The sequence below is a fragment of the Streptomyces sp. NPDC054770 genome (assembly GCF_053611985.1).
Window position 1 is genome coordinate 55,574 of sequence record NZ_JBSHBL010000050.1, and the last position, 20,496, is coordinate 76,069.

Consider the following 20,496-nt stretch of genomic DNA (forward strand, 5'->3'; position numbering starts at 1 on the left):
CGTAAATGCGCGCTACGCGGCGGCCCGGCGTTCCGTGAAGCGCAGCAGGTTCCCCGCCGGGTCCCGGAACGCGCAGTCCCGCACGCCCCAGTGCTGGTCCGTCGGCTCCTGGATCACATCGCCGCCGTGCTCCCGCACCCGCTCGTACAGCGCGTCGCAGTCGGTGGTGGAGAAGATCACCCCACGCAGCATGCCCTTGGCGAGCAGCTCGGCCATGGCCTGCCGGTCGGCGGGGGAGGCGTCCGGGTTGGCGCCCGGCGGCTCCAGCACGATCTCCACACCCGGCTGCTGCGGCGACCCGACGGTCACCCAGCGCATCCCCTCGAACTCCACGTCGTTGTGGACCTCCAGGCCGAGAACATCACGGTAGAAGGCCAGTGCCTTGTCGTGGTCGTCGACGGCGATGAAACACTGCGCGAGTTTTACGTCCATGGGGCCAGGCTAGGAGGAAACGCCCGGCCGCGCGTGCGGCCGGTTTCGTGCGGTCGGTTTCGAGCGGCCGGCTCCATGCGGCCGGCCGCATGCGGTCAGTACGGCCTGCGGCGTGGGCGGGTGAACGTGCGGGCCACGCAGGACGGGATCACGGTGCTCTCCTCGTGGTCCCGCGCCCGGTACGCGCTCGGCGTCTCCCCGACCAACTCGGTGAAGCGCGAGCTGAAGGACCCCAGCGACGTACAGCCGACCGCCATGCACACCTCCGTCACCGTGAGATCGCCTCTGCGGAGCAGCGCCTTGGCCCGCTCGACCCGCCGGGTCATGAGATAGCTGTACGGCGTCTCCCCGAACGCCTTGCGGAAGCTGCGCTGGAAGTGGCCGGAGGACATCAGGGCGGTACGGGCGAGCTCGGCCATGTCCAGCGGCTCGGCGTACTCGCGGTCCATGCGGTCGCGGGCCCGGCGCAGCCGCCGCAGGTCCTCCAGGGTCATTCGCCCAGCATGGCACGCACATCGTGCACACGAACGGGGGTTTGTTTTTGGACGCGCGTTTGCCTCTGGTTCTCGCGCAATTGGCCCGTGCTTGTTTGCATTGAGGAATGGACCACATCACGTTCCTCGTGGCGGTCGTGATCGTCACAGCACTTGCGTTCGACTTCACCAACGGGTTTCACGACACGGCGAACGCGATGGCCACGTCCATCGCGACCGGCGCGCTCAAACCGAAGACTGCGGTTCTGATCAGTGGTGTTCTGAACCTGGTCGGAGCCTTCCTCTCCACGGAGGTCGCCAAGACGATCTCCGGCGGCATTGTGAACGACGCCAAAGTGACTCCGGCGATGATCTTCGCGGGGCTCGTGGGGGCGATCCTGTGGAATCTGATGACCTGGCTGGTCGGGCTGCCGTCCAGTTCCTCGCACGCCCTGTTCGGCGGCCTGATCGGCGCCGTGTGGGTCGGCGCGGGCTCCGGCGCCGTCAACTTCAGCAAGGTTCTTGAGAAGATCATCATCCCGGCGTTCGCCTCACCGGTGGTGGCGGGCGTCGCCGCGCTGATCGCGACGTACTGCGCCTACAAGCTCACCGCACGCGGCCGCGCGGACTCCGTGAGCAAGGGCTTCCGGCTCGGGCAGATCGGCTCGGCCTCGCTGGTCTCGCTCGCGCACGGCACCAACGACGCCCAGAAGACCATGGGCATCATCACCCTGACCCTGATCTCCGTCGGCGCGCTCCCGGGCGACGCCGGACCGCCGGTCTGGGTGATCTTCACCGCCGGTCTCGCCATCGCCCTCGGCACCTACATCGGCGGCTGGCGGATCATCCGCACCATGGGCAAGGGCCTGACCGAGATCCAGTCCCCGCAGGGTTTCGCGGCCGAGACCGCCTCCACGGCCGTCATCCTGACCTCCGCCCACATGGGCTTCGCCCTGTCCACCACGCAGGTCGCCTCCGGTTCCATCCTCGGCGCGGGCGTCGGCCGGCGGCTCGCGGAGGTCCGCTGGGGCGTCGCCGGCCGCATGGTGGCCGCCTGGGTGATCACCCTGCCCTGCGCCGGGCTGGTCGGCGGCATCTCCGCGGCCGCGGTCAAGCACGGCGGCAACTTCGGCACGATCGTGGTCGCGCTGGTCGGCGCCGCGCTCGCGGCGGGCATCGTCGTGCTGTCGCGCCGCAACCCGATCGACGCGAAGAACGTCAACGACGGCCACGAGGTCGCCATCCGCACCACGCCCCCGTCCCACGTCGGCACCGCCGCCTGAGTGAGGGAGTTCCCATGAGCATCGACTGGACCGCACTCGGCCAGGTCGCCGCGGTGAGTATCGGAGTTACATTCGCAGTGGTGGTCGTCTTCGCCCTCGGCGTCCTCGGGCTCGGCCGCTACGAGGAGGCCAAGGAGCAGGGCGGCACCAGCACCGTCGGCGTCGCCCAGGCCGGGCTGTGCTTCCTGGCCTGCGTGGCGGTGGTGGCGTACAGCATCTATCTGATCGTGCCGCAGTTCCACTGAGACACCGAGCCGCTGAGGAGGACTGGATGACGACGCCGGACCTGCTGTCCGACCTGGCCGACCTGGCCCATCTGAAGGTCGACTACAGCGACCCCGACGACCCCGTACTCATCCGCCCCGACGGATCCCCGATCGACACCTGGCGGGAGAACTACCCGTACGCGTCCCGCATGGAGCGCAAGGAGTACGAGTGGCACAAGCGGCTCCAGCAGATCGAGCTGCTGAAGCTGCAGACCTGGATCAAGGAGACGGGACGCCGGATAGTCATCGTCTTCGAGGGCCGGGACGCGGCCGGCAAGGGCGGCACCATCAAGCGCTTCACGGAGCACCTGAACCCCCGTGGCGCGCGCGTGGTGGCCCTGGAGAAGCCCACGGAACGCGAGAGCGGTCAGTGGTACTTCCAGCGCTACGTCGAACACCTTCCGACCGCCGGTGAGATCGTGATGTTCGACCGCTCCTGGTACAACCGGGCCGGCGTCGAGCGGGTCATGGGCTTCTGCTCGGACGACCAGTACCGGCGCTTCATGCGCCAGGCCCCGCTGTTCGAGCGGATGCTGGTGGACGACGGGGTGGACCTGGTGAAGTTCTGGTTCTCGGTCTCGCAGAGCGAGCAGCGGACCCGCTTCACCATCCGCCAGGTCGACCCGGTACGGCAGTGGAAGCTCAGCCCGATGGACCTGGCCTCGCTGGATCTCTGGGACAACTACACGGCCGCGAAGGTCGCGATGTTCCGCGAGACGGACACCGAGTACGCGCCCTGGACCGTGGTCAAGAGCAACGACAAGAAGCGGGCCCGGGTCGAGGCCATGCGCAGCGTGCTGGCCCGCTTCGACTACGCCGACAAGGACGAGGAGGTCGTCGGCAGCCCGGACCCGCGGATCGTGGGCGCGGCGGCCGGCCTGCTGGAGGCCGGCGAGGACGACCACGGCGAGCGCTGACCTCTGGGCCGGGACCGCCGCGACGGGCCGCGTCGTTCGTCCGCGGCACCGTCGTGGCTGGTCGCGCCCACGCGGCGGAGCCGCAGGTGGACACGGGCCCGCGCCCCTCTGGGGCGCGGGCCTGCCCGCCGAGTTGGCGTGAAATCGGCCCGACACCGCTGGCGGGCTGGCCAATGATGGACTCCGTGATCCACATTGCGCTCGTGAACGGCTGCGCCGGGAACCGTGTGACAGGGCAGGCGGCGCGGGCGTGAGCGGTGGCGGCGCGTTCTCGGCCTCGGTCGTCATCGCGAGGGCGGCTCTGCCGCTGTACGTGTCCACCGTCGCCGCGTCGGCGGCCTCGCTCGTCGACACGGCGCTGCTGGGCCGCCATGCCACCGTCTCCCTGGCCGCGTTCGCCGTCACGGTGGCCGTCTTCAGCCCGGCCACGGCCGCGGTGGCGGGTGCGCTGCGCGGGGTGATGCCGTTCGTCGCGCCGCACCGGGACGATCCCGGGGAACTGCTGCCGCTGGTGCGCGGCGGGATGTGGCTGGCGTTCGCGGTGGGCGGGGTGTGCGCGGCGGCGGTGGCGGCCGTGCCGCTGCTCGGCGGCGCGTTCGGGGTCCGGCCCGAGGTCCTCGACGCGCTCGGCGCGTTCCCGTGGCTGCTGGCGGCCGGGGTGCTGCTGATCGGGGTCGGCTCGTCGGCGACGTCCGTCCTGGTCGCCCTCGGCCAGTCAGCCCAGGTGATGCGGTCCGGGCTGATCGGCACGGCGGTCTCCGTGACGCTGTCGGTGCTGCTGGTCGGCGGCCCGGGACCGCTGCCGAGCCGTGGCCTGACCGGCGCCGGCCTGGCCGTGCTCGCCGGCGCCCTGGTCAGCGCCGGCCTCAACCAGCGCGCGCTGCGCCGCCGTACCGTGCTGGCGGGCCGGAGCATCCGCCCCGGCCGGCCGGATCCGCGGCTGATCCTGCGGCTGGCCCGGGTGGGGATCCCGCTCGGCGCGACCGTGCTGGTGAAGTTCTCGGTGCTCGGGGTGCTGACCTTCGCCGCGGCGCGGATCGGCACGGACAGCGCCGCCGTGCACGGTGTCTCCGAGGCGCTGGTGAACGTGGTCTTCACCGCGGCGGTGGCGGTCGGCCAGGCCACGGTCCCGCTGATCGCCGGGTACGTCGGGAGCGGGGACGTCGTCCGGGTCCGCGGCAGCGTGTGGGCCGGCATGCGGGTGGCGCTGGCCGCGGTCGGCGTGCTCGGGACGGTACTGCTGGTGTTCCGGGACCCGGTGCTGCACCTGTTCACCGGGACCCCGGCCGTGGCGGACCAGGTGCTCCGGCTGCTGCCGCTGGTCCTGGCCGTGGTGGTCACCGACGCCCTGCAGGCGGTCGCGGGCTTCGGGCTCGTCGGGCTCAAGCGCGCCGGGCCGAGCCTGGTGTCGACGGCGGTGTGGTTCGGGATCCTGGCCGCGGTGTCCGTCCCGGTCGCCGACGCGGCCGGACTGCCCGGTCTGTGGTCCGCCCTGGCCGCGGCCAACCTGCTCCAGGCCGTCACCAAGACGGTCTCCTTCCACCGGCACACCGCCCGCCTCGCCACCCTCACCGCGCCACCGGGGGAGCGGGCGCGACCCGATGGACAGGCACCGGCCCGGTGACCCATGATCCCATGCATGATCCGCGCCGCCACCGAGAACGACGTCACCGAGATCCGCGCCATGATCCGCGAACTCGCCGCGTACGAACGGGCCGTGGAGCAGGCCCGGGCCACCGAGGACCAGCTCCGCGAAGCGCTGTTCGGCCCCCACCCGGCGGCCTACGCGCTGGTCGCCGAGGACGAGACCACGGGTGAACTCGCGGGCTACGCACTGTGGTTCCCGACCTTCTCGACCTGGACCGGAACCCGGGGCATGCACCTGGAGGACCTCTACATACGCCCGCACGCCCGCGCCGCCGGCCACGGCAGGGCCCTGCTCGCCGCCCTCGCCGCGCTCTGCCTGCGCAGCGGCTTCGAGCGCTTCGAGTGGTGGGTGCTGGCCTGGAACGACCCGGCGATCGGCTTCTACCGGTCGCTCGGCGCGGAGTTCCTGGACGAGTGGCGCATTTGCCGCCTGACCGGCGCCCCACTCAAGGAACTGGCCGCCGCCTCATAGGCCGTACCTCGGAAAAAGACCGCACCCGAACCCTCCGGCACACCGGCAATAGGCCGGGTCGGTGACCTGTGGGGATCTTCCTGTGGGTCGCTGGCCCGCCCTTTTGTCGATTGCCGGCGACGGGGTGTGACGGTCCTGATCGGGTGTCCTGCGGACTGTGTGCGGCCTGCTGTCCCGTTCGCGGGACCGTTGGGGCGCCGTACGTCTCGTTGCGGTATTGGCCGGAGCATGTGTGCGGGTGCGCCGACCGTCCGGTGATGTCGGGAGCCTGCCACGCTGGCGATTGGGGCGAAGCGGCATGATCGGGGCGCAAGACACTAGCCTCGGGTCATGGTGACGCGTACCCGGCTGTATCACGACGGCACTCTCGCCCTGGAGGGCTTTCCAGCCAGTGACGTATCCGCGTATCTCGCCGATCCGGCGGCGGTCCTGTGGCTCGACCTGTACCGGCCCGGTGCCGCCGAATTCTCCATGCTCGGTGAGGAGTTCGGCATCCACCAACTTGCTCTGGAGGACGCCGCGCAGCGTGGGCAGCGGCCGAAACTCGACCGCTATCGCACCCACGAGTTCCTCAGCGCCTATTCCGTCACCGTCAGCTCGGACGATGCGGAACTGTCGTACAGCGAGATCGCCGTATTCCTCACCGGCCAGGCCATGATCACCGTCCGCAAGGACGACGGCTTCAACATCGAGGACGTCGTCAGCCGCTGGGACGAGAGCCCGGACCTGGCCGGCCACGGTGTCGGATTCCTGCTGCACGGCCTGCTCGACCATCTCGTGGACGGCCACTTCGCCGCGGTCCAGCAACTGGACGACGGCATCGAGGAGTTGGAGGGTCTGCTCTTCGTGGCCGGACGCCGTGAGATCGAAGCCGTGCAACGCCGGGCTTACGCACTGCGCAAATCGCTCGTCCATCTGCGCCGCGTCGTGCTCCCGATGCGGGAGGTGGTCAACACACTCATGCGCCCGGGCCTGCACGTGATCACCGCCCCTCTCGTCCCGTACTACCAGGACGTCTACGACCACGTGTTGCGTGCCACGGAATGGACGGAGTCGCTGCGGGACCTGGTGGCCTCGGTCATGGAGACGAACCTCTCGGTCCAGGCCAACAACATGAACCTGATCATGAAGAAGGTAACGAGCTGGGCCGCGATCATCGCCGTACCCACCGCGATCACCGGCTACTACGGCCAGAACCTCCCCTATCCCGGTTTCGGCCGCGAGTCGGGATTCATCACCTCCGCTGCCGTCATCGTGGTCCTGTCCGTCGTGCTCTATCTGACGTTCAAGCGCAAGGACTGGCTCTGACCGGGTGCGCCTGGGGCACCCGGGATCAGGTCTCGAAGGCAGGGAAATGCCAGGTCATCCACGACCTCTAGGGCCGGCGGGCGGAGTACCGTGAAGGCACCGGGAGTTTTTCGCGCACCGGCTCCGCTGCGGGTGCCGTTTCCGGTGATCGACAACGCCGGGTCGCACCCATGAGCCCGGGGATGGGTCCGCGGCATGCCCGTGACCATTGACCGTACGACTTCGAGCAGGCCCGCGCCGCCGGTTCGGCTGTCCCTGACGCCCGGGCCGGGCGGGCTGGACGGCATGTGGTGGCCTCGCTCCCGTGCACTCACCCGTGAGCTGCCACCCTTGACGGCGGCATCGGGCGACCTCTGGGGCCGCATCACGGGTATCACGCTGAACCCGGTCCACTGGCCTGCCATCCCGCGTTGGGTGTCCGTCGCCGGGCACACGGTGCACGTGGGCTGGTCCACCGAGGAGCAGGATCCGCACAGACTCACCCTTTTCTCCGCTGATGGCCGTCGGGACGTGCTGGTGATTCCGCTGGAAACCGGAGCGGACGCCGCCGCGCAGCTGATGGTCGGCGCCGACATCGATGCCCCGGCCCGGGAGGGAGCAGCAGAGAGGATCGATGCCCGAAGCAGAGAAGAAGCGTGGGAGACCGATGGCGGAGCACGTCCGGGCTCGCCCCTGTCCCGGCTCACGAGATTCGACAGGGTGTCTGCCCGCCCGTCAACGGAGGTGAGAGGACCATGACTCTCATCGCCGTCGCGGTGTTGCTCGTCGTGATCGCCGTCGGAGTCGTTCTCATCCACCGGCTCAACGCACAGCACGGCGAACGGATCGCTGCCTTCCACTACAGCGATGCTCTGCCGGGGATCGGCCGCCGGCTCCGGAGGCACCGCCGACGGGCTGCGGACGGGACCACCGACACGCCCAACGGCGACAGCGACCGCGGATGACATCGACTCGGGCCCGACCGGGGGAGGTGGAGGAAGGCACGTCATGGCGATATTGCGAGACCGGAAGACGTACCGCGAGAGGATCATGCAGGCTCTGTACCAAGCCGCCGAAGGCAATCGCCTCCTGGGTGTCGAGGGGACGAAGCTCCGCACCGACCTCGGCATACCCGAGCAGGACATGGCCGCAGCCTGTATGTATCTGGCGGGCGAAGGCTGGGTCGTCGTGGACTGGGGGAGGGGCAACACGCCCGCGATGATCACGCTGACGCACCAGGGGATCCGGCAGATGGAGACAGAAGAGGAAGGGCGTGGCTGAGTCGCTGCGTCGGCTTCTCGGACCGGAGTGAGCCTTCGCAAGGATGACCGATGTCGGATTAATCCCTTGACGTAATGTGAGAAGCAGGTCGGCACACGCTCACGTGCAATGGCCTGGAACGGGCGGACACCATGGCCGACACAGACACCCCCGACCTCCCCAGGCTCCTGCCGGACGCTGTCCACCGTTCGGTGAAACCGGGCACGGCGTTGCTGCGGCTGCAGACGACCCACTCACGCGAGGGACTCCTGGACGGCGCATGGTGGCCGCGGTCCCGGGACATCGGTGCTGAACTCCCCTCGCTGATCTCCGCGCTGACCGAGCACCTCGGACCTGTCACCCAGGTGGGTCTGGACGGCAGTGCCTGGGACGGACTGCCGACGCGGGTGATGGTCGACGGCCGAGTCGTCCACATCGATTCCTTCCCGGTCGGTGACGACACCGTCCTCATCACCCGAGGTGACCGGGACCATTTCTCCCTGCTGCTGGTCCCTCCCGACACGTCGCCCGACGCGGCACGCGCCGCGATGGCCAGGGCCGTACGGGCCGACGACATCACCGAGACCGAACAGATCCTCATCGATACGGGCACTGACACGCCACCTGCGTCGGCCTGACAGGTCCGTCGCAGATCGACTCCCCGTCGGCCCGGACGCTAGATGCGGGCGAACCTCTCCGTCTGCTGGGCGAAATCCTGGGCCATGGCGGCGCTGACCGTGGGCTTGGTGTCGCTGATCGTGTCCAGGTAATCGTCGGTGGTGGGGGCGGTCCGGGTTCCGGTGTCGAAGGTGCGCTCGAACCGGGCCTGGGAGACGGTGCGCGCCGCATGGGCGATGTCGGCGGGGGTGAACCCCTCGCTGGCGGACGCGAGAACCGCGCTGTCGGCCCGCGCGCCCGCTCGGGCCAGGTAGCTCTCCCACAGCGCGGTCCTGGCGGTGTGGTCGGGAGGGCCGATCGGCAGCACGTAGTCGAAGCGGCCGTGTCGCAGGAACGCGGAGTCCAGCGTGGTCACGTTGTTCGTGGCGCAGACGAGCAGCCGTCCGTCCTGGCTCCGGAACCGGACGATCGCCTTGAGCAGTTCGTTGACGACGCCGACAGCGGTCGCGTCCGCGCCGCCGCGTTCGCCGGCGATCTCCTCGACCTCGTCGATGAAGACCAGGACGTGGTCGAGCCGGGCGATCTCGTCGAAGCGCCGGCTCAGCCCGGTCGCCAGGCCGTACTCGGCGGCCAGACGGGCGGGGAACAGTTCGAGGAAGGGCCATCCCAGGCGGCTGGCGATCGCGTGCGCGAATGTGCTCTTGCCGGTCCCGGGCGGGCCGAACAGCATCACCGCCCGCGGCAGTTCCACTCCGTGCTGGGCAGCCAGTTCGGGATGGGCCAGCGGCAGGACCAGGCGCCGTTCGATGAGCTGCTTCTCCCGTTGCATGCCCGCGACCTTCTGCCACAGTCCCCCCGGCGGCAGTTCCGCTCCGAGCGAGGACAGAGTGCCGGCCGACTGCGGGGTCACCGGCCCGCGCTTCTCGAAGAAGACCAGCCCCGGGCGGGCGCCGAAGTCGCAGTTGCGCAGAGCGGCGGCACCGGTCCCGCCCTCGGGCAGGGCGGCGTGCACCGCCCGGACGCCGACGGCGAAGAGCCGTTGCTCGAGGGCGGTGATCAGGGCACTGCCCAGCCCGCGCTGCCGCCAGCCGGGCGCCATGCAGATGCGCAGGATCCATGCCTGTTCGCTCTCCACCCTGCTCACCGCGGCGCCGATCAGCGCGTCGTCTGCCGTGGCCACCACCGCGGGGTGGCGGGCCTGGAGAGCCGTCACGGCGTCCGAGAGCGGGAAGAGCGGCGGCTCCTCGGCCGGGCCGCTCTCCATGTCGACTCGGATCAGGGCTTCGAGATCGTCCTGGGTGTAGTCCCTGACCCGCCAACCCGTCATGATCAGCTCCGCGTGTTCGGCCGTACTCCCATCATCGGCCGATGCCCGGGGGACGCGCGCGACAGACGTCGGCCACGAGTCTGCCCTGGTGGCACGGATCGCTCGCCCGCACCACCGCCGCGGTACGCGGTGATGATGCGGGGCGTGGTCGGGTCACGCTGCGGTGCCGGGTGCGGTGCCGGCCGGGCTGAGGGACTTGTCGGTGCGGCCGGTGCCGGCCAGTGCCGCCGCCGCGGCGGGTGCGGCGGCCGCGGTTTCCCGGGCGAGGAAGGCGCCGAGCTCGCCGATCGTGCTCATGAGGGGGGCTGGGAAGACGACGGTGGTGTTCTGGTCGACACCGATCTCCACCAGGCTCTGCAGGTTGCGCAGTTGAAGGGCCAGCGGGTGGGCCATCATGGTGTCCGAGGCGTCGCCGAGCGCTGCCGCGGCCAGCGACTCGCCCTCCGCATTGATGATCTTCGCCCGCTTCTCCCGCTCGGCCTCGGCCTGGCGGGCCATGGCGCGCTTCATGGTGTCGGGCAGCTGGATGTCCTTGAGCTCGACCAGCGTGACCTGCACACCCCAGTCGACGGTGGTGACGTCGAGGATCTGGCGGATGTCCAGGTTGATGCGGTCCGTCTCCGACAGCGTCTCGTCGAGCGTGTGCCGGCCGACGACCTTCCGCAGGGTCGTCTGGGCGATCTGGTTGATCGCCGCGTTGACGTTCTCGACGGCGACGACCGACTTCACGGCGTCGACGACCCGGAAGTAGGCGACCGCCGACACGTCCACGCTCACGTTGTCCCGGGTGATGATGCCCTGGGACTGGATCGGCATGGTGACGACCCGCAGCGACACCCGGTGCAGGACGTCGACGAACGGGATGATGAACCGCAGCCCCGGTGAGCGTGTTCCGACGAGTCGGCCGAAGCGGAAGAGCACCCCCTTCTCGTACTGCTTGACGACCCTCACGGAGAAGGCGAGGGTCAGGACGGCCAGGAGGCCGATCACGACGATGAGAACGATCAGGGCCTGCATGTGCTGCTCCTCGGGACGAGGACCACGTGGGGCGGGGACCCGTCGGTCGAGATTCCCGCATGGGCGTGCATCGGTTCGTGAGGCAGGGCCGAAGCACGTCGGTACGGGCCGCGCCGCCGGTCGGTGCGCCGGACCAGGGGCATCGCCTGGTCACCCGTGGTGAGTGGTGCGGTCGCGGCGGCGGCGCGGTGGGAAGCGGCCACGGCCCCCGTCGCGATGGTCACGTCGATCGCCGACGGTCGGCGACTTGGACATCGGTGGTCCCGCAGGGGGTCGTGCCGCGTCGGTGCCGCAACGCGGGTCGCCGGGCAGGGCGCCGCCGTACCGGTGCACGGCGATCCTCTCCGCGTGCTCGATGTCGAGCCGGTGGATCAGCGCGGGCAGCCGGCTCAGCAGCTCACGGGAGCGGGGCCGCCGGGGACCCTCCAGGAGGCCGCGTGACGTGCCGTCGTCGGTCTTCAGTGCGAGACGCGCAGCCGGGGGCGCGACGGGCTCGTGGTGTGGCAGGGGGCGGTGCAAGGTCGCCGACATGATGCGGACCCGTCTCCGGGCCGCCTTCGCGGCGACCCGGGATTCATCTCTCGCCGAGAACGACCCGGCGTGGAAGCCGGCGTGCGAAATGCCCTCGGTGCGGTCCACCGTACTCCGCACACGCCAGGGCGGTTGCGGAGACGACTCTGCATCGGCGAAGCGGCTGTCTGCACCGGCGGGGCCGCGCTGCGGGTGCCGGGGCGTGTCGTATGCCGGTTGCCGGACCGGTCTCACGCCCGACGGCTCGCATCCCCTGGTCCAGCACTCCTCGGCCGTTTACGTGGGAAGCGTTCCTCGTGTTCCGTTCAGTCCGTCGCTCCCCGTCAGTCCGCAGGGCCTCGACGAGGAGTATCCTGGTGATTACCGAGAGCATCTCGTACACCGGCTTCCACGCCGGGTCGTTCTCGGTGATTCACGACAACCGGGTCGGCCGTGACAGGCCCGGGGTTGGGTCCGCATCATGACCGCGACCATGCTGTTGACGCCCGCGGTCGAGGAGCGGGCCCCTTCTTCGTTGCCGCCCCGACTCGTGCTGGCACCCGCCGACACCGCTCCGGCCCTGATCGACGGTGCCTGGTGGCCCCGCTCCCGCAACCTGAAGGCGGAGCTTCCGGCACTCATCGAGGTCCTCGACCCGCTGTGGGGGCGGATCACCCGAGTAGCGGTGAACCCCACGTTCTGGCCGGTCATCCCGCGAAAGGTGCCCGTCCACGGGCACGTGGTGCACGTCGGCTGGTTCGAGGCCGAGCAGGATCCGCACAAGTTGCTGCTGCTCTCCTACACCGTCGGCCGCTGGGACCTGCTGGTGATCCCACCGGAGACAGCACCGGTCACCGCGGCCCGGCTGATGGCCACGGCCACCGACCCGGCGCGGAGCCTCACGGCGACCGGCCTGATCCATGAGGCCGGACGCTTCCGGGCCGCGGCAGAGGCAGCGGTCGACTCGGACTCGCGCCGGGAGGCGGTCTGGGACTCCGAAGGCGGACATGCCGCCCGCCACCCGGCCTCACGTACTCCTGCCGAATCGGCTGTCCGCCTCGCGCCGACCCCGGCAGTAGGAGTGTGAGGGACATGGACACCTTTGCGACGGTGGGCGTGCTCCTCGCGATGATCGCCTTGGGCGTGATCGTGATTCAGCTGTTCACCGCGAGCCACGATGACCGCATGGCGACCTTGTCCTTCGGCCGTCCCCGGCGCTGGCGGCCGTGGCCGTGGCACCGTACGGAGAAGTGAACCCGCCCAAAGGAACTCACTAAGTCCGATGTCGGCACGTCTGGCGTACCGGTAGGCCCCGAGGGCGGAGGCCACCATCGTGGCGGCGTCCGGGCCGTGGCCCCATCGCATCGACTATGGCCAGGTGCAGGATGTCCTCGTTGAGGGCGTAGTCGAATTGTCGCCTGCGCCGCTGTAGGCGGGCTCCAGGATCCCGGCCACCGCTGCATGGGGGACGCACATCGCCGGCGGCGACAGCAGGGACCACTGGATCTCCGCGGCCATGCTCATCGGTTCCCGGCGCCGGGCGAGGACGAACGGCGTTGTCCCGCCGCCGCTCACCTTGTGCCACGGCCGCCCCTTGCCGCGCGAGGGCCGCAGACCCGTCGAGCCACCGCACATGGTGACCCACGACCTGCGCCGCTTCTTCGCCCCCGCCCTCATCGTCGGCGGGGCGAGCATCCAGCAGGCCCGGCTCGTCCTCGACCTGCGGCCGGGCGAAGAAGACCGCACCCGGACCGTCATGGCCGCCGTGTTCGGCGGCCTGCGGTCCGGGTGCGGTCGGAGAGACACTGCAACCTAAGTAATCGCAGGTCAGAGGACATGATCGAAGATCAGGCCTTCTTGGTCTCCCAGAAGATCTTGTCGATCTCGGCGATGAGCTCGAGGGCCTTCTCGCCGGTCTTCGGGTCCGTGGACGCCTTGGCGGCGGACAGGGCCTTCAGGGTGTCGTTCACCAGCACGTGCAGCTGGGGGTACTTCTCGAAGTGCGGGGGCTTGAAGTAGTCGCTCCAGAGCACCGAGACGTGGTGCTTGGCGAGCTCTGCGCGCTGCTCCTTGATGACGGTGGCGCGCGCCTGGAAGTGCGGGTCGTCGTTGGCGGCCATCTTCTCCTGCACGGCCTTCACCGACTCCGCCTCGATGCGGGCCTGGGCCGGGTCGTACACACCGCAGGGCAGGTCGCAGTGCGCGCTGACCTTGACCTTGGGGGCAAACAGGCGGGAAAGCATGGAGCATTCCTTCCTCGTGATCGTCTTCTCAGGTGGGACATTACTCCCTGGGAAGCCTGATTTCGCGAGTGCCCCCATGGGCTTAGGACAAAAGTCCAGGGTCAGACTGAGACTGGTGGAGGAACGGACCGGGGAGGTGCCGGGGATGCCGGAGCTGTCGCAGGAGACCGAGCGGGGGAGGGGCGCCGCGCTCTTCGGACTGGCCGAGGTGACCGGCCCGTCCATGGTGCCCACGCTGTACCAGGGGGATCAGCTTCTGGTGCGGTACGGGGCGCGGGTACGGGCCGGTGACGTCGTCGTCCTGCTCCACCCCTTCCAGCAGGACCTGCTGGTCGTCAAGCGGGCCGTGGAGCCGCGCGAGGGCGGCTGGTGGGTGCTCGGGGACAACGCGTACGCGGGCGGGGACAGCACGGACTACGGGACCGTGCCGGAGGAGCTCATCCTCGGCCGGGCCCTGTTCCGCTGGCGGCCGCGGCAGGCGGGTCAGCGTTCGCCGCTGGCGCTGGTGCGCTGGGCGGTCTCGGCCGCCAGGCCGGTGCTGTCTTCGGACCGTTCGGGCCGCTCCGCCTCCAGGCGCTTGCGGGCCCGGTAGGCGGCCACGTTGGCGCGGGTCGCGCAGCGGTCCGAGCAGTAGCGCCGGGAGCGGTTGGTCGAGGTGTCGAGGTAGGCGTTGCGGCACGGCGCCGCCTCGCACAGGCCGAGCCGGTCGACGCCGTACTCGGTGAGATGGAAGGCCAGGCCCATCGCCGCGATCGCCGTGTAGCCGGCGGTGGCGTTGGAGGGGTGGTCGGCCAGGTGCATGTGCCACAGCGGGCGGCCGTCGTCGTCCCGGAAGTCGTGCCCGGAGATCTGCGGGCTGACCGGGAACTCCAGCAGGAGCGAGTTCAGCAGGTCCACGGCGAGGGTCTCCTCGCCCTTGTCGGCCGCCTCGAAGACCGCGCGCAGCCGGGCCCGGACCGAGCGGAAGCGGGTGAGGTCGGCGTCGGTGGCGCGCCGGGCGGCCTGCTGGTTGCCGCCGAAGAGATCGCGGACGGCCTCGACCGAGGTCAGGGAGTCCTTGCCCCGGGCCGGTTCCTCGCTGTTGACGAGCCGGACGGCGTAATCCGAGTAATAGGCCAGTTCCACTTGTAGTCCTTACGCGGGCGCTCTATGGTCGGTGCTGCGGTCGGGTAACAGCCGGTCGTGCATCCAGGGTATTACGGGACTTGTGCGGTGGAGGGTTGCCATGACGGACGCGCCGATGACCACGACATCCACGACCGGGGCCGACTGGGGCGCCTGGCAGGAGAGCTGGGACCGGCAGCAGGAGTGGTACATGCCGGACCGCGAGGAGCGGTTCCGGATCATGCTCGACATGGTGGAGGCGCTCGTCGGCACGGCACCCCGGGTCCTCGACCTCGCCTGCGGCACCGGCAGCATCACCGCCCGGCTGCTCGCCCGCTTCCCGGACGCGGTGAGCACCGGGGTCGACCTCGACCCGGCCCTCCTCGCCATCGCCGAGGGCACCTTCGCCGACGACGACCGGGTCACGTTCGTCTCCGCCGACCTCAAGGACCCGCAGTGGCCCACGCGGCTGCCGTACGACTCGTACGACGCGGTTCTCACTGCCACTGCCTTGCACTGGCTGCACAGTGAACCCCTCGCGGCCCTCTACGGTCAGGTCGCGGGACTCGTCCGCGACGGTGGTCTCTTCATGAATGCGGACCACATGATCGACGACGGCACGCCCCGGATCAACGCCGCGGAACGGGCGCAGCGCCATCTCCGAATGGATCAGGCCAAGGCGGCGGGAGCGCTGGACTGGGCCGAGTGGTGGCAGCTGGCGGCGCAGGACCCGGTGCTCGCCGGGCCGACGGCCCGCCGCTTCGAGATCTACGGCGAGCACGCGGACGGTGACATGCCGTCGGCCGAGTGGCACGCGCGCGTGCTGCGCGAGCAGGGGTTCGGGGAGGCGCGGGCGGTGTGGTGCTCGCCGTCGGACACGCTGCTGCTCGCCCTCAAGTAGACCGAGCGGACAGAGCGAAGGGGCGGTACGAGGAGTCTCGTACCGCCCCTTTCGCGTCGTACGGCTACAGCACCTTGGACAGGAACGACTTCGTCCGGCCGTGCTGGGGGTTGGTCAGGACGTCGCGCGGGTGGCCGGATTCGACCACCACGCCGTCGTCCATGAAGACCAGGCTGTCGCCCACCTCGCGGGCGAAGCCCATCTCGTGGGTGACGACGATCATCGTCATGCCGTCCTCGGCCAGGTCCCGCATCACGTCCAGGACCTCGCCGACCAGCTCCGGGTCGAGCGCGGAGGTCGGCTCGTCGAAGAGCATCAGCTTCGGCTGCATGGCGAGCGCGCGGGCGATCGCGACGCGCTGCTGCTGGCCGCCGGAGAGCTGCGCCGGGTAGTGCCCGGTGCGGTCGCCGAGGCCGACCCGGCCGAGGAGGCGCTGCGCCCGCTCCCGGGCGACGGCCTTGGACTCGCGCTTGACCTGGACCGGCGCCTCCATGACGTTCTCCAGGGCCGTCATGTGCGGGAAGAGGTTGAAGCGCTGGAACACCATGCCGATGTCCCGTCGCTGCGCCGCGACCTCCTTCTCCTTCAGCTCGTAGAGCTTGTCGCCGTGCTGGCGGTAGCCGACCAGGTTGCCGTCGACGTAGAGGCGGCCGGCGCTGATCTTCTCGAGGTGGTTGATGCACCGCAGGAACGTGGACTTGCCGGAACCGGACGGGCCGATCAGGCAGAACACCTCGCGCGGCAGCACCTCCAGGTCGATGCCCTTGAGGATGTGCGCAAGACCGAACGACTTGTGCACGCCCTCGGCCTTGACCATCGGGGCGCCGCTGCTCGGCGGGGTGATGTCCTTGGCGAGACCGCTCATCGGGCCACCTCCGGGCGACGGAACGAAGCCCACTGCGACAGGTTCCTGCGCAGCCGCTGGAGCGGGGTCGGCGGGAGACTGCGCGAGGAACCGCGGGCGTAACGGCGCTCGATGTAGTACTGCACGATGCTGAAGACCGTGGTCAGCATCAGGTACCAGACGCATGCCACGAAGTACATCTCGACCACCGCGAGCGAGGTGCTGGAGATGTCCGTGGCCCGCTTGATCAGCTCGTTGAACTGGACCACGTACGCCAGCGACGAGGTCTTCAGCATGTTGATGAACTCGTTGCCCGTCGGCGGCACGATGACCCGCATCGCCTGCGGCAGGATCACCCGGCGCAGCGTCTTGCCCTGGGTCATGCCCAGCGCGTGCGAGGCCTCCGTCTGGCCCTCGTCGACCGACTGGATGCCGGCCCGGACGATCTCCGACATGTACGCGGCCTCGTTCAGGCCGAGGCCCAGCAGCGCCGCCAGGAACGGCGTCATCACCTGGTTCATCTCGTCCTTGTAGAACCCCAGGTTGAGGATGGGGAAGACGAGCGCGATATTGTACCAGAGCAGCAGCTGGACCAGGACCGGGGTGCCCCGGAAGAACCAGACGTAGAACCAGGCCACGGTGCTGGTGACCGGGTTCGACGACATCCGCATGATCGCCAGGATCACGCCCAGGACCAGGCCGAGCACCATGGCGAGCACCGAGATGTACAGGGTGTGCCAGGCGCCCGACAGGATCGTCCCGTCGGTGATGTAGTCCGGGATGATGCTGTAGTTGATCTTCGCGTTGGAGAACGCGATCCCGATCAGCACCAGGACGGCGATGACCACCGCCGCGGCCACCCAGCGGCCGTAGTGGCGCACCGGGATGGCCTTGATCTGCTCCGGCGGCACCGACGGCGCCGGAATCTTGTCGACGGTGTCAGTCACAGTGACAGCCCTTCATGGCCTTCAAGCCCCTCAGTCGTGCCCGAGGCCTGTTCAGGAGCCGCCGTTGATCTTCGACTCGGTCACCGCGCCCTGCGTGACGTTCCACTTCTCCAGGATCTTCTGGTAGTCGCCGTTCTTGATGATGGCGGCCACGGCGGCCTGGATCGCGTCGCGCAGCTGGGTGTTCTCCTTGCTGACCGCGATGCCGTACGGGCCGGCCTCGATCTGCTCGCCGACGACCTCGAAGTCCTTGCCGCCGCCGGAGGTCTTGGCGTTGTAGGCGGCCACCGGGAAGTCGTTCAGGTCGGCGACGGAGGCGCCCTGCTTCAGCCGGAGCAGCGCCTCGGGGTCGGTGTCGAAGGTCTGGAGCGTGATGGCCTTGTTGCCGTCCTTCGTACACTTCGTGCTCTGCGCCTTGGCGATGCCCTCGGACGTGGTGCCCTTCTGCAGGGCCACGACCTTGCCGCACAGGTCGTCCAGCGACTTGATGCCCTTCGGGTTGCCCTTCTGGACCAGGATCGAGGTGCCGGCGGTGAAGTAGTCGACGAAGTCGACACCGCTGCCGACCTTCTTGCCGGTGTCGGAGTCGATGCCGTCCTGGCGGGCCTTGGTGTCGTTCATCGCCGACATGATCACGTTGAAGCGGTTGGCCTGCATGCCCACGATGAGCTGGTCGAACTTGCCGTTCTGGAAGTCGAACTTCACGCCCAGCTGCTTGCCCAGCGCGTCCGCGATGTCCGGGTCGACACCGACGGCCTTGCCGCTCTGCATGTACTCGACCGGCGGGTAGGCGATGTCGGAGCCCACCTTGATCACGCCGGCCTTGCGGATGTCGGCCGGCAGCTTGCTCGCCAGCGGGGCCGAGGAGGTCGAGGAGGAGCCGCTGCCGCCGCTCTTGTCGGTGTGGTCACCGCAGCCGGTGAGGATCAGGGTGCCGGCGACCGCGATCGCACCGAGCGCGGCAGTCCTGGAGCGCGAGGCGGTGGTACGACGGGTGACGCTTGCGGTCATGGTGGGTTCCTCCGGCGGTGGGTAGGACAAGCCGATATACCGATGTGTCTGATATGTCGATATGCCGATGGGTCGACGGAAACACACACCTTCGGGTGTCGCGACCTCGTGGGTTTACGGCATCCTGCCATTGGGATTGCTCCAAGCAGACCTGCCACCATGTCAAAATCGGATAACGGGTGACCCCCGTGGCGCGTCAGGCCGGTCCTTCCTCGACCCGCCGCCCCGCACATCTGCGGGAATCCGACCTTCTGGCCGGAAGATCTACGGTTCACCGCCGGTTCATCCGAGGCCGCACCCAGTGATCGTCTGACGGTCACCCGGCCGCTCATCTGTCGACTACCTACGACATCCGTGATGTGACCTTGCGCCTATTCGACTCGTCGTGAGCACTCTCCGTCCGGTAAGAAGGTTCTTTACACCCCTCATCCGGGGCTCAGGGCGCGTGTGCGGCGCGTCCGTCGCGCAGGTGCTCGTACGTGCCACTCGTACGTATCAGTGATCGGGCCCTGCGCGGTGCCCGTCCACTCCCTCACCGGGAGCGGCCGACCCTCAACCATGCATACCTAAGGGGTAAGACAAGTGGCAGCGGAGATCGTCAATCCTCGCAGCGACAGCGCGTCGGGCAATACGGACCAGGACGGCGGGGCCGAGCCCCTCGATTCCTTCGACCCGGCGTTCGCGCTGCACCGCGGCGGCAAGATGGCCGTGCAGGCCACCGTGCCGATCCGCAACAAGGACGACCTTTCCCTCGCGTACACGCCCGGAGTCGCGCGCGTGTGCACCGCGATCGCGGAACAGCCCGAGCTGGTCAACGACTACACATGGAAGTCGTCCGTCGTGGCCGTCGTCACCGACGGTACGGCCGTGCTCGGCCTGGGGGACATCGGTCCCGAGGCCTCCCTCCCGGTGATGGAGGGCAAGGCCATCCTCTTCAAGCAGTTCGGCGGCGTGGACGCGGTCCCGATCGCCCTCGCCTGCACCGACGTCGACGAGATCGTGGAGACCGTCGTCCGGCTGGCCCCGTCCTTCGGCGGGGTCAACCTGGAGGACATCTCGGCACCGCGGTGCTTCGAGATCGAGCGCAGGCTCCAGGAGCGGCTCGACATCCCGGTCTTCCACGACGACCAGCACGGTACGGCCGTCGTGACGCTCGCGGCGCTGCGGAACGCGGCGCGGCTCAGCCGGCGGGAGATCGGGCAGCTGCGGGCGGTGATCTCGGGCGCCGGCGCGGCCGGGGTCGCCATCGCCAAGATGCTGGTCGAGGCGGGCATCGGGGACGTCGCCCTCGCCGACCGCAAGGGCATCATCTCCGCCGACCGCGACGACCTCACCGCGGTCAAGCGCGAGGTCGCCGGGTTCACCAACAAGGCCGGCCTCAAGGGCACCCTGGAGGACGCGCTGGCCGGCGCCGACGTCTTCATCGGCGTCTCCGGGGGTACGGTCCCGGAGGAGGCCGTCGCCTCGATGGCCGAGGGCGCGTTCGTGTTCGCCATGGCCAACCCGAACCCCGAGGTGCATCCCGACGTCGCCCACAAGTACGCGGCGGTCGTGGCGACCGGGCGGTCGGACTTCCCGAACCAGATCAACAACGTGCTGGCGTTCCCCGGGATCTTCGCGGGTGCGCTTCAGGTGCGGGCCTCGCGGATCACCGAGGGGATGAAGATCGCGGCGGCGGAGGCGCTGGCGTCGGTCGTCGGCGATGATCTCGCCGCTGACTATGTCATTCCCTCTCCTTTCGATGAGCGGGTTGCGCCTGCGGTGACTGCGGCGGTGGCTGCGGCTGCGCGGGCCGAAGGGGTTGCGCGGCGGTGACTTGAATGGCCCTGTCCTTCTTGGGCGGGGCCATTTCTTTGCCCACCAGCCCACCCGTTCGGGCGCCTTACGAGGTGGGCGTTGTGGGGGGGGGGGGGGGGCCCCCCCCCCCCCCCCCACGC

At 69.5% G+C, this 20,496-nt stretch carries 26 protein-coding genes and 1 pseudogene; 16 read left to right on the forward strand and 11 right to left on the reverse strand.

What is annotated here, in order from left to right; genetic code table 11:
• Positions 1-12: 12 nt before the first annotated feature.
• The gene (locus tag ACWGKQ_RS34420; RefSeq protein WP_453295936.1) at positions 13-432 is read right to left on the reverse strand and encodes a VOC family protein; all 420 of its coding nucleotides are present in this window, start codon (positions 430-432) and stop codon (positions 13-15) included.
• A gap of 95 nt (positions 433-527) precedes the next feature.
• Positions 528-926, reverse strand: a complete 399-nt coding sequence (locus ACWGKQ_RS34425; RefSeq protein WP_189268762.1) for a helix-turn-helix transcriptional regulator — start codon at positions 924-926, stop codon at positions 528-530.
• A gap of 107 nt (positions 927-1,033) precedes the next feature.
• Here ACWGKQ_RS34425 and ACWGKQ_RS34430 point away from each other — a divergent pair, with 107 nt between their 5' ends.
• The 10 genes from ACWGKQ_RS34430 to ACWGKQ_RS34475 all read left to right on the forward strand — a co-directional run bounded on the left by ACWGKQ_RS34430 (position 1,034) and on the right by ACWGKQ_RS34475 (position 8,675).
• Entirely contained in the window at positions 1,034-2,188 is a 1,155-nt protein-coding gene (locus ACWGKQ_RS34430; RefSeq protein WP_453295937.1) for an anion permease, read from the forward strand.
• A 14-nt stretch (positions 2,189-2,202) separates the two neighbouring features.
• Positions 2,203-2,433 carry a hypothetical protein gene (locus ACWGKQ_RS34435; RefSeq protein ID WP_453295938.1) on the forward strand — a complete coding sequence of 77 codons (231 nt, stop codon included), beginning with the start codon at positions 2,203-2,205 and terminating at the stop codon, positions 2,431-2,433.
• A 26-nt stretch (positions 2,434-2,459) separates the two neighbouring features.
• Positions 2,460-3,371, forward strand: a complete 912-nt coding sequence (gene ppk2, locus ACWGKQ_RS34440; protein ID WP_453295939.1) for a polyphosphate kinase 2 — start codon at positions 2,460-2,462, stop codon at positions 3,369-3,371.
• A 250-nt stretch (positions 3,372-3,621) separates the two neighbouring features.
• On the forward strand, positions 3,622-4,995 hold the full coding sequence (locus ACWGKQ_RS34445) for an MATE family efflux transporter (RefSeq protein WP_453295940.1): 1,374 nt from the start codon (positions 3,622-3,624) through the stop codon (positions 4,993-4,995).
• A gap of 15 nt (positions 4,996-5,010) precedes the next feature.
• A complete protein-coding gene (locus ACWGKQ_RS34450) occupies positions 5,011-5,490 on the forward strand; it encodes an N-acetyltransferase family protein (protein WP_453295941.1) in 480 nt (159 codons plus the stop codon).
• Positions 5,491-5,820: 330 nt separating this feature from the next.
• The gene (locus ACWGKQ_RS34455; protein WP_453295942.1) at positions 5,821-6,798 is read left to right on the forward strand and encodes a magnesium transporter CorA family protein; all 978 of its coding nucleotides are present in this window, start codon (positions 5,821-5,823) and stop codon (positions 6,796-6,798) included.
• Positions 6,799-6,993: 195 nt separating this feature from the next.
• The gene (locus ACWGKQ_RS34460; RefSeq protein WP_453295943.1) at positions 6,994-7,536 is read left to right on the forward strand and encodes a DUF5994 family protein; all 543 of its coding nucleotides are present in this window, start codon (positions 6,994-6,996) and stop codon (positions 7,534-7,536) included.
• Positions 7,533-7,742, forward strand: a complete 210-nt coding sequence (locus tag ACWGKQ_RS34465) for a hypothetical protein (RefSeq protein WP_453295944.1) — start codon at positions 7,533-7,535, stop codon at positions 7,740-7,742. The genes ACWGKQ_RS34460 and ACWGKQ_RS34465 overlap by 4 nt, the downstream gene beginning before the upstream one ends.
• Before the next feature lie 43 nt (positions 7,743-7,785).
• Positions 7,786-8,058, forward strand: coding sequence for a hypothetical protein (locus tag ACWGKQ_RS34470; RefSeq protein WP_453295945.1), 273 nt, complete (start codon positions 7,786-7,788; stop codon positions 8,056-8,058).
• Positions 8,059-8,189: 131 nt separating this feature from the next.
• A complete protein-coding gene (locus ACWGKQ_RS34475) occupies positions 8,190-8,675 on the forward strand; it encodes a DUF5994 family protein (protein ID WP_453295946.1) in 486 nt (161 codons plus the stop codon).
• Positions 8,676-8,713: 38 nt separating this feature from the next.
• On the opposite strand, the gene ACWGKQ_RS34480 is transcribed toward ACWGKQ_RS34475, so the two are convergent.
• From ACWGKQ_RS34480 to ACWGKQ_RS34490, 3 genes are all read right to left on the reverse strand, one after another.
• Complete coding sequence (locus tag ACWGKQ_RS34480; protein ID WP_453295947.1) at positions 8,714-9,982, reverse strand: ATP-binding protein; 1,269 nt, start codon at positions 9,980-9,982, stop codon at positions 8,714-8,716.
• A 153-nt stretch (positions 9,983-10,135) separates the two neighbouring features.
• The gene (locus ACWGKQ_RS34485) at positions 10,136-10,999 is read right to left on the reverse strand and encodes a slipin family protein (protein WP_453295948.1); all 864 of its coding nucleotides are present in this window, start codon (positions 10,997-10,999) and stop codon (positions 10,136-10,138) included.
• A 150-nt stretch (positions 11,000-11,149) separates the two neighbouring features.
• Positions 11,150-11,638 (reverse strand): hypothetical protein, encoded by a 489-nt coding sequence (locus ACWGKQ_RS34490; RefSeq protein ID WP_453295949.1) that lies wholly within the window; start codon positions 11,636-11,638, stop codon positions 11,150-11,152.
• 352 nt (positions 11,639-11,990) lie between these two features.
• Between ACWGKQ_RS34490 and ACWGKQ_RS34495 the strand changes: the two genes are divergently transcribed.
• On the forward strand, positions 11,991-12,596 hold the full coding sequence (locus tag ACWGKQ_RS34495) for a DUF5994 family protein (RefSeq protein WP_453295950.1): 606 nt from the start codon (positions 11,991-11,993) through the stop codon (positions 12,594-12,596).
• A gap of 5 nt (positions 12,597-12,601) precedes the next feature.
• Positions 12,602-12,763, forward strand: a complete 162-nt coding sequence (locus ACWGKQ_RS34500; protein ID WP_453295951.1) for a hypothetical protein — start codon at positions 12,602-12,604, stop codon at positions 12,761-12,763.
• Positions 12,764-12,778: 15 nt separating this feature from the next.
• Here the strand turns inward: ACWGKQ_RS34500 and ACWGKQ_RS34505 are convergent.
• Positions 12,779-13,069 (reverse strand): annotated as a pseudogene (locus ACWGKQ_RS34505) (serine/threonine-protein phosphatase); the annotation flags it as partial.
• A 73-nt stretch (positions 13,070-13,142) separates the two neighbouring features.
• Here ACWGKQ_RS34505 and ACWGKQ_RS34510 point away from each other — a divergent pair.
• Positions 13,143-13,325 carry a hypothetical protein gene (locus ACWGKQ_RS34510; RefSeq protein WP_453295952.1) on the forward strand — a complete coding sequence of 61 codons (183 nt, stop codon included), beginning with the start codon at positions 13,143-13,145 and terminating at the stop codon, positions 13,323-13,325.
• Positions 13,326-13,356: 31 nt separating this feature from the next.
• On the opposite strand, the gene sodN is transcribed toward ACWGKQ_RS34510, so the two are convergent.
• A complete protein-coding gene (gene sodN / locus ACWGKQ_RS34515) occupies positions 13,357-13,752 on the reverse strand; it encodes a superoxide dismutase, Ni (protein WP_055634112.1) in 396 nt (131 codons plus the stop codon).
• 145 nt (positions 13,753-13,897) lie between these two features.
• On the opposite strand from sodN, the gene sodX reads away from it, so the two are divergent.
• Entirely contained in the window at positions 13,898-14,344 is a 447-nt protein-coding gene (gene sodX / locus ACWGKQ_RS34520) for a nickel-type superoxide dismutase maturation protease (RefSeq protein WP_453295969.1), read from the forward strand.
• On the opposite strand, the gene ACWGKQ_RS34525 is transcribed toward sodX, so the two are convergent.
• Complete coding sequence (locus ACWGKQ_RS34525) at positions 14,236-14,877, reverse strand: CGNR zinc finger domain-containing protein (protein ID WP_453295953.1); 642 nt, start codon at positions 14,875-14,877, stop codon at positions 14,236-14,238. The genes sodX and ACWGKQ_RS34525 overlap by 109 nt on opposite strands.
• A gap of 115 nt (positions 14,878-14,992) precedes the next feature.
• On the opposite strand from ACWGKQ_RS34525, the gene ACWGKQ_RS34530 reads away from it, so the two are divergent.
• Complete coding sequence (locus ACWGKQ_RS34530; RefSeq protein ID WP_453295954.1) at positions 14,993-15,757, forward strand: class I SAM-dependent methyltransferase; 765 nt, start codon at positions 14,993-14,995, stop codon at positions 15,755-15,757.
• A gap of 64 nt (positions 15,758-15,821) precedes the next feature.
• On the opposite strand, the gene ACWGKQ_RS34535 is transcribed toward ACWGKQ_RS34530, so the two are convergent.
• The 3 genes from ACWGKQ_RS34535 to ACWGKQ_RS34545 are packed head-to-tail and all read right to left on the reverse strand — an operon-like array spanning position 15,822 to position 18,559.
• Positions 15,822-16,622: an amino acid ABC transporter ATP-binding protein gene (locus ACWGKQ_RS34535; RefSeq protein ID WP_453295955.1), complete on the reverse strand. Its 801-nt coding sequence runs from the start codon at positions 16,620-16,622 to the stop codon at positions 15,822-15,824.
• On the reverse strand, positions 16,619-17,548 hold the full coding sequence (locus ACWGKQ_RS34540) for an amino acid ABC transporter permease (protein ID WP_453295956.1): 930 nt from the start codon (positions 17,546-17,548) through the stop codon (positions 16,619-16,621). Before ACWGKQ_RS34540 ends, ACWGKQ_RS34535 begins: the two co-directional genes overlap by 4 nt.
• Before the next feature lie 51 nt (positions 17,549-17,599).
• Positions 17,600-18,559 (reverse strand): ABC transporter substrate-binding protein, encoded by a 960-nt coding sequence (locus tag ACWGKQ_RS34545; protein WP_453295957.1) that lies wholly within the window; start codon positions 18,557-18,559, stop codon positions 17,600-17,602.
• A 582-nt stretch (positions 18,560-19,141) separates the two neighbouring features.
• Between ACWGKQ_RS34545 and ACWGKQ_RS34550 the strand changes: the two genes are divergently transcribed.
• The gene (locus ACWGKQ_RS34550) at positions 19,142-20,374 is read left to right on the forward strand and encodes an NAD(P)-dependent malic enzyme (RefSeq protein WP_453295958.1); all 1,233 of its coding nucleotides are present in this window, start codon (positions 19,142-19,144) and stop codon (positions 20,372-20,374) included.
• Positions 20,375-20,496: the final 122 nt, after the last annotated feature.